This window comes from Streptococcus taonis, from assembly GCF_029948085.1.
In the GTDB taxonomy this organism is placed as follows: domain Bacteria; phylum Bacillota; class Bacilli; order Lactobacillales; family Streptococcaceae; genus Streptococcus; species Streptococcus taonis.
Genome location: NZ_JARZZP010000010.1, coordinates 88,055 through 100,700 on the forward strand (window position 1 = coordinate 88,055; position 12,646 = coordinate 100,700).

The 12,646-nt window shown below is 38.3% G+C and carries 13 protein-coding genes; 3 read left to right on the top strand and 10 right to left on the bottom strand.

What is annotated here, in order from left to right; translation table 11 throughout:
* Nucleotides 1-36: 36 nt before the first annotated feature.
* From QEZ38_RS06775 to QEZ38_RS06810, 8 genes are all read right to left on the bottom strand, one after another.
* A complete protein-coding gene (locus QEZ38_RS06775; protein WP_281335416.1) occupies nucleotides 37-1,170 on the bottom strand; it encodes an N-acetylmuramoyl-L-alanine amidase family protein in 1,134 nt (377 codons plus the stop codon).
* Between the two features lie 101 nt (nucleotides 1,171-1,271).
* Entirely contained in the window at nucleotides 1,272-1,538 is a 267-nt protein-coding gene (locus tag QEZ38_RS06780; protein WP_000128621.1) for a Veg family protein, read from the bottom strand.
* The gene (gene dnaB / locus QEZ38_RS06785; RefSeq protein ID WP_000852500.1) at nucleotides 1,535-2,893 is read right to left on the bottom strand and encodes a replicative DNA helicase; all 1,359 of its coding nucleotides are present in this window, start codon (nucleotides 2,891-2,893) and stop codon (nucleotides 1,535-1,537) included. Before dnaB ends, QEZ38_RS06780 begins: the two co-directional genes overlap by 4 nt.
* A 42-nt stretch (nucleotides 2,894-2,935) precedes the next feature.
* On the bottom strand, nucleotides 2,936-3,388 hold the full coding sequence (rplI, locus tag QEZ38_RS06790) for a 50S ribosomal protein L9 (protein WP_000864204.1): 453 nt from the start codon (nucleotides 3,386-3,388) through the stop codon (nucleotides 2,936-2,938).
* A complete protein-coding gene (locus QEZ38_RS06795; protein WP_281335417.1) occupies nucleotides 3,385-5,358 on the bottom strand; it encodes a GGDEF domain-containing protein in 1,974 nt (657 codons plus the stop codon). The genes rplI and QEZ38_RS06795 overlap by 4 nt, the downstream gene beginning before the upstream one ends.
* Before the next feature lie 148 nt (nucleotides 5,359-5,506).
* Nucleotides 5,507-6,049, bottom strand: a complete 543-nt coding sequence (hpf, locus tag QEZ38_RS06800; protein ID WP_045762429.1) for a ribosome hibernation-promoting factor, HPF/YfiA family — start codon at nucleotides 6,047-6,049, stop codon at nucleotides 5,507-5,509.
* A 79-nt stretch (nucleotides 6,050-6,128) separates the two neighbouring features.
* Nucleotides 6,129-6,791 (bottom strand): ComF family protein, encoded by a 663-nt coding sequence (locus QEZ38_RS06805; protein ID WP_281335418.1) that lies wholly within the window; start codon nucleotides 6,789-6,791, stop codon nucleotides 6,129-6,131.
* Complete coding sequence (locus QEZ38_RS06810) at nucleotides 6,788-8,086, bottom strand: ATP-dependent helicase ComFA (RefSeq protein WP_281335419.1); 1,299 nt, start codon at nucleotides 8,084-8,086, stop codon at nucleotides 6,788-6,790. Before QEZ38_RS06810 ends, QEZ38_RS06805 begins: the two co-directional genes overlap by 4 nt.
* A gap of 55 nt (nucleotides 8,087-8,141) precedes the next feature.
* Here QEZ38_RS06810 and QEZ38_RS06815 point away from each other — a divergent pair, with 55 nt between their 5' ends.
* From QEZ38_RS06815 to cysK, 3 genes are all read left to right on the top strand, one after another.
* Nucleotides 8,142-8,777, top strand: a complete 636-nt coding sequence (locus QEZ38_RS06815; RefSeq protein WP_281335420.1) for a YigZ family protein — start codon at nucleotides 8,142-8,144, stop codon at nucleotides 8,775-8,777.
* 16 nt (nucleotides 8,778-8,793) lie between these two features.
* Nucleotides 8,794-9,237, top strand: a complete 444-nt coding sequence (locus QEZ38_RS06820; protein WP_281335421.1) for a PH domain-containing protein — start codon at nucleotides 8,794-8,796, stop codon at nucleotides 9,235-9,237.
* Between the two features lie 96 nt (nucleotides 9,238-9,333).
* Entirely contained in the window at nucleotides 9,334-10,260 is a 927-nt protein-coding gene (cysK, locus tag QEZ38_RS06825) for a cysteine synthase A (protein WP_281335422.1), read from the top strand.
* Nucleotides 10,261-10,382: 122 nt separating this feature from the next.
* On the opposite strand, the gene tsf is transcribed toward cysK, so the two are convergent.
* Together tsf and rpsB are read right to left on the bottom strand one after the other, a co-directional pair.
* Nucleotides 10,383-11,423, bottom strand: a complete 1,041-nt coding sequence (gene tsf, locus QEZ38_RS06830; protein ID WP_000808093.1) for a translation elongation factor Ts — start codon at nucleotides 11,421-11,423, stop codon at nucleotides 10,383-10,385.
* A 77-nt stretch (nucleotides 11,424-11,500) separates the two neighbouring features.
* Nucleotides 11,501-12,283, bottom strand: a complete 783-nt coding sequence (gene rpsB, locus QEZ38_RS06835; protein WP_000268462.1) for a 30S ribosomal protein S2 — start codon at nucleotides 12,281-12,283, stop codon at nucleotides 11,501-11,503.
* Between the last annotated feature and the right edge of the window lie 363 nt (nucleotides 12,284-12,646).

Sequence of the window (12,646 nt, forward strand, 5' to 3'; positions counted from 1 at the left end):
AATACCATTAGGAAGAGCCCAAATACTGAATAACACTTATGATGCTGGATTTTCTACTCGTGCACCACTGCTATCAACTTGGAAACCATCGATAGTCGTATTGACTGCTAAAGCTCCCGATGCATTCACATAGTAATATTTCCCTGAAACCTGAAACCACTGGCTAGCCTTCATAGCACCTGAGCTTTCAAGATAGTACCATGTTCCATTATCCTTTAACCAGCCTGTCTGCATTTCGCCAGACGACTTCAGATAATACCACTTAGAACCATCTTTTAACCAGCCTGTCGTCATTGTACCATCAGCTTGCAAATGATACCAGTTTCCATTAATCTTCTTCCAACCGACTGCTTTCTGACCATTTTCATAATAATACCAAACAGTTCCTTCTTTTTCCCAACCATTTTTAGAGCTACTTGTTTTAGTTAAGGGGATATAACGTCTGTTCCCGCTTCGTGAAATATAACTAATCCATTTATGCCCATCTTTTTCAAGAGTTTGATCATAATGCACACTTTCTCCCGCATAGTAATAATCGATAATCGTTGCTGTTAGTGATGGCTGATCCATAATGGCTGCTTTTTCTGTAAAAATATGTGTCCCACTAGATACGAGTGATAACTGATAATTTTCTGAGCTAGTATTCCCCACATCTTTAAAATGAATGAATCCAGTCATAGAATTGGCCTTTACCGTTCGTCGATTGTACCTTTCTCTGATTCCATAATTGTATTCTTCAATTTCAATCATATCACCAAAAACATTGGATACCCAAGCGACATGACCATACTGTCCACTCGTATCCCAAGCGATAGAACCAATTGCTGGGCGCTGATCTACACGATAACCTTCTCGTTTAGCACGATACCCCCAATCCTTAGCATTTCCATACGCAGCAGGCAGCTCAAAACCATTGACACTACTTAAACGAAAGGCAGCGAAAGACGTACACTGTCTGGAATACATCCGCCACTTATCAATTTCTTGACTTCCATTTTTATAATAATAGGGATAATCATCTCCTCGTGCCAGTGATCCATTGTTTGCCTGATTGGCATGAACAGCTCCTCCACCAAACAAAAAAGCCCCCGCTAACAATAGAGAAGTTGTTCCAATAACTGTTTTTCTAAGAGCAAATCTCTTTTTACTTCCTGCTTTACTGAATGTCATTCATTCTCCTTCAAATAATTAGATTTTTGAGGTTGACCTCATCTATATCATTCGAAAGAAAAAGAAAAAAGTGAGAAATCTTCTCACTTTCATGATTCTCCTTAATCCAAATAATGAATCAGGTTCTTTTCTGTTAAAATATCTGAATAGGTGAAAGATTCAACATAGACATTAGCCTGTTTGTCTCCTTCAACATTTCCAAACTCAACGATGAAGAGCGATGGATAAACCTCAATTAGTTTTCCCAAACGATTCTTTTGGCGTTTACGACCATTTTCTAAGGTCATTTCTACCACTTGTCCCTCATGCGCCTTAATTTCTTCTTTGATTTTTTTCATTTTAGCCACATCTGTAAATGCGTCTGTCATCTTGGTTCCTCCATCTTCGAAATACTTGAAAATTTATTATATTCTTTTTGGAAAATCAATTCTACCGTTCCGCGAGCACCGCTACGGTTTTTCTCGATAATCACTTCTACTTTATTATTTGGAATGCCTTCCTCCTCTTCACCACCGCGCTCATAATAGTCATCACGATAAAGAAAGGCTACAATATCAGCATCCTGCTCAATAGATCCAGATTCACGAATATCAGACAAAACTGGTCTCTTATCTTGACGTTGCTCTACACCACGAGAAAGCTGACTAAGAGCTATAACCGGAACTTTGAGTTCTTTTGCTAAGATTTTCAACTGACGGGAAATCTCAGATACTTCTTGTTGACGATTTTCTCGACCAGTCCCTGTGATCAGCTGAAGATAGTCAATCAAAATCAAGCCTAGATTACCTGTTTCTTGAGCTAGTTTACGGGAACGAGAGCGAATTTCTGTGATCCGAATTCCTGGTGTATCATCGATGTAGATACTTGCATTAGCGAGATTACCCTGAGCAATCGTATACTTGCGCCATTCTTCCTCAGTCAATTGACCTGTACGGATAGAATGCGACTCTACCAAGCCTTCCGCAGCCAGCATACGATCGACCAAACTTTCAGCACCCATTTCCAGAGAGAAAATAGCAACTGTCTTGTCTAATTTGGTTCCGATATTTTGCGCAATATTCAAAGCAAAGGCTGTCTTACCAACCGCAGGACGAGCTGCCAAAATAATCAATTCTTCCTCATGCAGACCTGTCGTCATGTGATCTAAATCTCGATAACCTGTCGCAATACCCGTGATATCTGAAGTCTGTTGCGAACGAGCTTCTAAATTCCCAAAGTTGATATTCAATACATCGCGAATATTTTTAAAGCCATTTCGATTGGCATTCTCACTAACGTCAATCAAGCCTTTTTCTGCACGAGCAATAATCTCGTCAGCAGGTTGAGAAGCTTCATAGGCTAGGTTTACAGACTCTGTCAACTTAGCAATTAGACGTCTAAGCATAGCCTTTTCTGCTACAATTTTAGCATAGTATTCCGCATTGGCAGAGGTTGGCACCGAATTGACAATCTCAACCAGATAAGACAAGCCTCCAATAGTTTGTAAATCACCCTGACTATCTAGTATCGTCCGAACTGTGGTTGCGTCAATAGCATCTCCACGATCAGACAAATCAACCATAGCTTGAAAAATCAAACGGTGAGCATACTTAAAGAAGTCCTGTGAATCGATATATTCTCGGACAAAAACGAGTTTAGTCTCATCAATAAAAATGGCTCCTAAAACAGATTGTTCTGCTAGGATATCTTGAGGCTGAACACGCAGTTCTTCAACTTCTGCCATCAGACTTTCCTTCCTTTTACAATATTGTCAACCAATCGTAAATTAAGCTTCCTTGACACGAAGATTGATTACACTTGTTACATCTTGATAAATCTTAACCGGAACATCAATCAAACCAACTGCTCGGATTGGTGATTGAACTTGAATGTGGCGTTTATCAATTTTAATACCAAATTGTTTTTGCAATTCTTCTGCAATCTTCTTGTTAGTAATTGACCCAAAAGTTCGTCCATCTGGACCAACTTTTTCAACAAATTCAACGATTGTTTCTTCTGCTTCCAGTTTTGCTTTAATTTCCTTCGCTTCTGCAAGCATCTCTGCATGTGCTTTTTCTTCTGATTTTTGCTTACCACGCAACTCACCAATGGCTTGAGCTGTAGCTTCCTTAGCAAGGTTTTTCTTAATTAAAAAGTTTTGTGCATATCCAGTTGGTACTTCTTTAATTTCACCTTTTTTCCCTTTACCTTTAACATCTGCTAAAAAGATTACTTTCATTCTTCTGACTCCTTTTCTTTTGTTTCATTAAAAATAACTGTTTTCAGTTTGTCTCCTGCTTCTTGCAGACTCATATCTGTCAAACGTGCCGCAGCTAAGTTAAAGTGACCACCGCCACCTAACTCTTCCATAATTCGTTGGACATTGATCTTACTTCTGCTTCGCGCAGAAATGGAGATTGCTCCTTGACTATTCTTAGCAAGTACAAAGCTAGCCTCTATACCAGACATGGCAAGCATAGCATCAGCAGCCTTACTAATAACAACCGTATCGTACTCTTTATCCTCCAAAGCTTGAGCAACCAGGATTGATGGCTGTACCATTTGCCCTTGTAAAATTAATTCATTTACCAATCGATATTCTTCAAAATCAGTGGCTGAAATTTCCTGAATGACAATGCTATCACTCCCTCTCGTTCTGAGATAACTTGCAACATCAAAAGTTCGACTAGTTACCCGAGAGGTGAAATTTTTAGTATCCAGCATCATCCCCCCCATAAGAACACTAGCCTGAATACGACTCAAACGTTTCTTCTTAGAGTTTTGAAATTGAATCAATTCTGTTACTAGTTCACTAGCACTACTAGCTCCACTCTCGATATAGGTAATGACCGAATTATCTGGAAAATCTTGGTCACGACGATGATGGTCAATGACAATCGTCTGGGTAAACAAGTCATAAAACTCTTTGGATAAGGTTAAAGCTGTCTTAGAATGGTCAACCATCACCAGTAAGGAGCGTTTGGTAACCATTGTCATCGCTTGATTTAAAGGAAGAAGTTTTGAAACACCCTCATCTTCCAAATAATTGACCGCTCGAGCGATATCTGGAGACAGCTGTGTAGGATCATAAACCACATAACTATCTTCTAGTACATTACTCGAAAACAACTGCATTCCAACTGCTGAACCAAGAGCATCCATGTCAAGATTCTTGTGACCAACAACAAAAACTCGATCGACACTTTTAAGTTTATCTGAGATAGCTGTCATCATAGCACGAGTTCGTGTCCGAGTTCGCTTAACAGATGCCGCTGAACCGCCTCCAAAGTAGATTGGATTTTTGGTTTCATCATTCTCTTTTACAACTACTTGGTCACCACCACGAACTTCGGCTAAGTTGAGATTGAGGAGAGCAACCTTCCCAATCTGGTCGTGATTCCCATCACCATAGGAAACTCCTATACTCATCGTTAGTGGTAAATTCCGTTGCTTAGCTTCCTCACGAAAGGTATCAATTACAGAAAACTTATCCTGCATCAAGTGATCAAGTACAGTGTAGTCAGTAAATAGATAAAACCGATCCATACTCACTCTACGAGAAAACATGGCATGTTTCCCAGCAAATTCTGAAACAAAATTTGCAACAAAGCTATTAATATGACTAATGTCTGATTCAGACGTTTCATTTTCCAAATCATCATAGTTATCAACTGAGATAATTCCAATTACAGGACGACTTGTTACCAATTCAGCAGTCGCCTCATACTCACCAGAAACATCAAAAAAGTATAAGACACCCGAATTTCTATCCAAATGCACTGCATAACGTTTCTCCCCAACAATGGCATAAGCCCCTGGGGAAGAAATCGAACTCTTTAAAATCTTTTGAAATTGAGGAAAATCAATTTCTCCATCCTCGGTTGTCAAAATTAACTCCGCATAGGGATTGAACCATTCAATCTCACTGCTGTTCATATTTAATTTAACAACCCCGACAGGCATTTGCTCCAACAGAGCACTCAAACTATCCGTAGCCTGATGATTGACATACTGGATTTGCTCGATATCTGTTTTTTTGTAATATTTTTTCTGGAAATTAAATAGCAAAACATAGAATACAATAAATAAAAATAGACTTGCTATAGTGATCAGATTATCCTTTACTAACACAATCAAAATGGTCATAATCGTAAAGGTTACCATAGCAATCAGATACATAAAAAAGGGATTTATTTCATTTTTTTTCATTACAAACCTCTTGCGCATTATTATACCACAAATGTAGCCAAAAAGCGACTTTTAAAGAGGGAACCCTATATTCAGATAATCGTAAAATATCAAAACTAAAAAGTGGTTTACACTAGTGTAAACCACTTTTACAAACTAATTATTAAGATTATTTAACTTCTAGAAGACCGATATCTCCATCTTCACGACGATAGATAACATTTGTTGTTTCATCTTCAACATCTACATAGATAAAGAAGTCATGTCCCAATAAATCCATCTGTAAGATAGCTTCTTCCAAATCCATTGGTTTCAAATCAATTTGTTTTGAACGAACAACTTTTGGTTGTGCTACATCTAAGTCCTCAACTAAAGCATCTGTAAAGAGTTGACTTGTTGATACTTTATTTCTGTTCTTACGTTCAATTTTAGTTTTGTTTTTACGAATCTGACGTTCAATCTTATCTGTCACCAAATCAATAGAACCGTACATATCTTGAGAAATATCTTCTGCACGAAGAGTAATAGATCCAAGCGGAATGGTTACTTCAACTTTAGCAGTCTTTTCACGATAAACTTTCAAGTTAACACGCGCATCCAATTCTTGGTCTGCTTGGAAGTATTTTTCGATCTTTTCGAGTTTAGAAACTACATAATCACGAATTGCTTCTGTTACTTCTAGGTTTTCACCACGGATACTATATTTAATCATATAAGTACCTTCTTTCTAAACATATTTGTTTTTCTAATTATATTATAACGCTTTCATATTTTTTTTGCAAACTTTTTCCTCATCTTGCGAGGGAAAAAGTTTTAATATTCTGACAACCAGCCTCTAATAGCATACTTTTAAGACGATTCAAGGTAGTTCCAGTTGTATAAATATCATCAAAGAGTAAGATCTTTTCTGGGAGCTTCACTCCATCTTTCAATAAAAAAGGAAAGTCTGTAAGTAAACGATCTGCTCGATTTTTTGAAGAACTAGCCTCCACTTCTTTTTTAACCAAAATATCCAGATATGCTAACCCAGTATCCTTTATCAAACCTTCAACTTGATTAAAGCCTCTGCTTTTAAAACGCTGCTCACTCAGAGGTACGATCACAATCTGATAATCCTTATACTTTTTTAACTCTGTTTGCAATATCTCAGAAAATACCTTTCTAAGAAGATAATCACCATCAAATTTATAGCGACTAAAATATTCTTTCATGGCCTGATTATAGGAATAAAGAGCCACATGATCAACCTTTACACCTTTTTTACACCAAAATTGACAATCTTGACAAATAGTTGACAAACCTTTTTTAAAACAACTCGGACAATGATTACCACCGATACTCTCGAAAGACGAAATACAGGATTCACAGACTATTTCCTCCTCCTTTTTAAAACAGAGCAGGTTAGTAAAGGTTATCTCTGTTTGCAAGCTTTTACCACACAATAAACACTTCATACTCCTGCCTCCTGATTCATTTGTTTAATCTCCTTTATGGCTTTCTTAATGGACAGATTGAGTCCGTCATGGAAAAATATCAGTTCTCCAGTAGGACGATCCATGCTTCTTCCAACTCGCCCACCAATTTGTACTAAACTTGACTTGGTAAAGAGTTGATGATTGGCTTCCACCACAAAAACATCTACACGAGGGAAGGTAACTCCACGCTCTAATATAGTTGTGCTTATTAATATCGTTAAGTCTCCATCTCGAAAGGCTTGTACCTGCTCTAATCGGTCTGCTGTGATTGAAGATACAAATCCTATTTTCTCATTTGGAAACTTCTCCTGCAAAATTTCTTTTAGCTTTTCTCCCTTTTTAATCTCAGAGGCAAAGATTAGTAAGGGATAGGCCGTCTTTCTCTGTTTCTCGATGTAAAGTTTTAATTTTGGAGGTAAACCATTTTTTTCTATATATTTATTAAAATTTGATAACCAGATTGGCTTGGGAACAATGAGAGGATTTCCATGAAAACGACGAGGTAAACTGAGACGCTTTAACTCCCCTTGTTTAACTTTTCTATCTAACTCATCAGTTGACGTTGCTGTTAAAAATATTCTCAATCCGGTCTCCTTTACACAATTATTGACAGCATGGTAAAGCACTGGATTATCAACATAAGGAAAGGCATCCACTTCATCCACAATCAATAAATCAAAAGCTTGATAAAATTTTAGTAGTTGGTGAGTGGTTGCTACAACTAAAGGTGTACGAAAATAGGGATCCGACTCCCCATATAATAGTGCAATCTCACATGAAAAATCATTTTGTAATCGTTTATGGAGCTCTAAGCAAACATCTATCCTTGGACTGGCCAAACAAACAGCTCCACCTTGATCAATTACCTTGGCGACAACTTGGTAGATCATCTCTGTCTTACCAGCTCCTGTCACTGCATGTACCAAGGTAGCCTCCTTCTTATCTACCGCCTGAAGGAGTCCTTGTGATACCCGCTCTTGAAATGGAGTCAGTTGACCTGACCATTTGAGTACATCTTGCTGTGGAAACCTTTCTTGCGGAAAATAATAGAGATTTTGATCACTTCTTATTCGCTTCATAATCAAGCATTCTCGGCAATAAAAAGCACCAATAGGCAAATGCCATTCTTCTTCTATCTGACTACCACAACGCTGACAATATTGTTGATCCTTTTCTTTTTTCATGGATGGAATTTGTTTTGCTTGTTGTCTCTCCTCATGACTTAATTCTTGCTCGGTAAAAAGGCGACCGAGATAATTTGGATTTACTTTCATATTTCTTTATTCGTAAAAGGTAGCACTTTATGTTAATTTTTAGTACAATAAAACTATGGAATATAGAACTATAAAAGAGGACGGTCAAGTCCAAGAAGAAATAAAAAAATCACGCTTTATCTGTCATGCAAAACGTGTCTATAGTGAGGAAGAAGCTCGTGATTTTATCACATCTATCAAGAAAGAACACTATAAAGCTACTCACAACTGCTCTGCCTTTATTGTAGGTGAACGCAGTGAAATCAAGCGAACCAGTGATGACAGAGAGCCTAGTGGAACTGCTGGTGTTCCTATGCTAGGAGTTCTGGAAAACCACAACCTTACTAATGTCTGTGTGGTAGTTACTCGTTATTTTGGTGGTATCAAACTAGGGGCTGGTGGTTTGATTCGCGCTTATGCTGGTAGTGTTGCCCTAGCAGTTAAGGAAATTGGCATTATTGAAATCAAAGAGCAAGCAGGGATACAGATTCACATGACCTATGCCCAGTATCAAGAATATGGGAATTTTCTTAAAGAGCATAATCTCATAGAATTAGAGACAAACTTTACAGACCAAGTTGACACAATGATTTTCGTTGACAAAGAAAGGAAAGACGATATCAAGGCTGATCTCATTGAATTTTTCAATGGAAAAGTTACTCTAACTGACAAAGGTTTACGTGAAGTTGAAGTACCTGTAAACCTATCGTAAAGAAAGGAAATATCACATGGCTTTTGGAAGATTAATTCAGGGACTCGCTGGAAACTTCAGTGAGCAAAGTAAAGAAGCTCTTACCAAGGAGTTTAGACAATATTTATTAGAAAATGAAGAAATTCAAAGCGGATATAAACTCATTCGTGACTCAATTATCTTTACAAATATCCGAATCATCTTTACAGATAAACAAGGGGCAACCGGACGGAAGATGTCTATCAAATCAATTTTCCTCATGAACATTGTCAATGTTGAAATGGAAACTGCTGGACTTGGGATTGATGATAGCGAGATTACGATTACTTATTTAGAAAATGCCTTTTTAAAATCTCACAATGAGCATTTTAATTCTCACAAATTTGAATTTCCAAAGAAAACTGATATTGTACCTCTTTACACCTATCTATTTGACTTAGCTTATCATAATCGTTTGAATATGAATGGTTTGAATCACTGATATAAAAAAATCCTATCACTCCGATAGGATTTCTATATTTTACAAAAGTTAAAGTTAGCGTTATACTAGTAGCATCTTATATAAAGAGGTGCTAATATGGCAATTTATAACAATATCACAGAACTCATCGGTAGAACACCGATTGTTAAATTGAATAACATTGTACCAGAAGGTGCAGCAGATGTTTATGTAAAACTTGAAGCTTTTAACCCAGGATCGTCAGTTAAGGACCGTATCGCCCTAAGCATGATTGAAAAAGCAGAACAAGAGGGTAAACTCAAACCTGGTTCTACCATTGTAGAAGCAACTAGTGGGAACACTGGTATTGGTCTCTCATGGGTTGGTGCCGCTAAAGGTTACAAAGTTGTCATCGTTATGCCTGAAACAATGAGCGTGGAACGTCGTAAAATTATCCAAGCTTATGGAGCTGAACTAGTCCTCACTCCTGGTAGCGAAGGAATGAAAGGTGCAATTGCAAAAGCGCAGGAAATTGCTGCTGAGCGTGATGGTTTCCTACCATTACAGTTTAATAACCAAGCTAACCCAGAGGTTCACGAAAGAACAACAGGAGCTGAAATTCTAGCTGATTTCGGAGCTGATGGTTTAGACGCCTTTGTTGCTGGTGTTGGTACTGGAGGAACTATTTCTGGTGTTTCTCATGCTCTTAAAACTGCTAACTCAAACATTCAAGTTTTTGCTGTTGAGGCAGACGAGTCAGCTATCTTGTCTGGTGAAAAGCCAGGTCCTCACAAAATTCAAGGTATCTCTGCTGGATTCATTCCAGATACACTTGATACAAAAGCTTACGATGGTATCGTTCGTGTAACATCAGATAACGCTCTTTCACTTGGCCGTGAAATCGGTGGAAAAGAAGGATTCTTAGTCGGTATTTCTTCTGCAGCAGCTATCTATGCAGCAATTGAAGTCGCTAAAAAACTTGGAGCAGGTAAAAAAGTCCTTGCGCTTGCACCAGATAACGGAGAACGTTACCTATCTACAGCACTCTATGAATTCGAAGTATAGTCTCCTAAATACACTAAGCCCTTGTATAGGGCTTTTTGTTTATCTTTTAAAGTAAAAAAAGGATTCATATGAATCCCCCCTAACAAAAGAAAAGGAAGCAAATTAGCTTCCTTACTTTTTTATTAGTTATTCAAGGCTGCTGCCATTGTAGCTGCAACTTCTGCTTCAAAGTCGTTTGCAGCTTTTTCGATACCTTCACCAACTTCAAAGCGAGCGAACTCAACTACTGAAGCGTTAACTGATTCAAGGTAAGCTTCAACTGTCTTGCTGTCATCCATGATGTAAACTTGTGCAAGAAGTGTGTAAGCTTGGTCAACTTTAGTGTTGTCAAGCATGAAGCGATCCATTTTACCTGGGATGATTTTATCCCAGATTTTTTCTGGTTTACCTTCTGCAGCCAATTCAGCTTTGATAGCTTCTTCAGCTTGAGCGATTACTTCATCAGTCAATTGAGCTTTAGATCCGTATGCCAAGTGTGGAAGAGCTGGTTTACCAACCATAGCACGGCTTTCATTATCTTGGTCGATAACGTGGTTCAATTGTGCCAACTCATCTTTAACAAATTGCTCATCCAATTCTTTGTATGAAAGAACTGTTGGTTTCATAGCAGCAATATGCATTGAGATTTGTTTAGCAAGTGCTTCGTCTCCACCTTCGATTACAGAGATAACACCGATACGTCCACCGTTGTGTTGGTATGCTCCGAAGTGTTGTGCATCTGTTTTTTCAATCAAAGCAAAGCGACGGAATGAGATTTTTTCTCCGATAGTTGCTGTTGCAGACACATAAGCCGCTTCAAGAGTTTCACCTGAAGGCATTGTCAAAGCAAGAGCTTCTTCGTTATTAGCTGGTTTTCCTTCAGCGATTGCTTTAGCTGTTGCGTTTACCAACTCAACAAATTGAGCGTTTTTCGCAACGAAGTCAGTTTCAGCATTTACTTCAACAACTGCTGCAACGTTACCGTCAACATAAACACCAGTCAAACCTTCTGCAGCAACACGATCAGCTTTCTTAGCTGCTTTTGCCATACCTTTTTCGCGAAGCAATTCGATCGCTTTTTCGATATCGCCTTCAACTTCAACTAATGCTTTTTTAGCGTCCATAACACCAGCACCAGATTTTTCACGCAACTCTTTAACAAGTTTAGCTGTAATTTCTGCCATTTTGATTCTCCTATATTTTTTAAAATAGGAGAGCCGGGCTAAGCCCCGCCCTCCTAGGTAATTACTATTTATATGAATTAAGCGTTGTCGCCTTCTACAACTTCAACGATTTCTTCGATTGAGTCTGCTTGAGCTTCTGAAGCTGCAAATTCTGCTTCAACTGCTGCAACAGCATCTTCACCTTGGCGACCTTCGATGATAGCGTCTGCCAATTTAGCTGTAATCAACTTAACTGCGCGGATAGCGTCATCGTTAGCTGGGATGATTACATCGATATCGTCTGGATCTGTGTTTGTGTCAACCATCGCTACAACTGGGATTCCCAATTTTTTAGCTTCTTTAACAGCGATTTGCTCTTTATGTGGGTCAACTACGTACATTACATCTGGAATACGAGGCATATCTTCGATACCACCCAAGAATTTTTCAAGACGTGCACGTTGTTTGTTAAGAAGTGCAACTTCTTTCTTAGGAAGAACTTCAAAAGTTCCATCTTCTTCCATACGTTTGATTTCTTTCAAACGAGCGATACGTTTTTGGATTGTTCCCCAGTTTGTAAGAGTTCCACCCAACCAACGGTGGTTGATGAAGTATTGACCTGAACGTACTGCTTCTTCAGCAACTGCGTCAGCTGCTTGCTTCTTAGTACCAACAAACAATACAACTGCATCGTTAGCTGCAGCATCACGCATGAAGTCGTATGCTTGGTCAGCGTATTTTACAGTTTGTTGCAAGTCGATAACGTGGATTCCGTTACGCTCAGTGAAGATGTACTTAGCCATCTTAGGGTTCCAGCGACGAGTTTGGTGACCAAAGTGTACACCAGCCTCAAGAAGTTGTTTCATTGAAATTACTGCCATGAGTATTTCTCCTTTTTGTTTTTTCCTCTTCTTGATTTCAGCTTGCAAAACGACCCGAAGGCAACAGCTTCACAATTCATCAAGAATGAGTATTATCGTTTACACGACAAGTTACATTGTATCATAGTTAAGCTTTTTTTTCAAGTAATTTTGCTAGTTTTTCAATGAAAACTCAAACGTCTCACACTAACTTCTACCATAGTGGAACTTAGTTTGGGTATTTAGCGAAAACTCAAACTTGGGATTTCACCATCTTATAAATAAGAAAAGAGACTCAAATTGAGTCTCAGAACGAAGACAAACGTTATTTTTGGCGTTTGTCTTTTTCTTTTTTCAAAAATAGTTTGTCTCATCATCTGATAT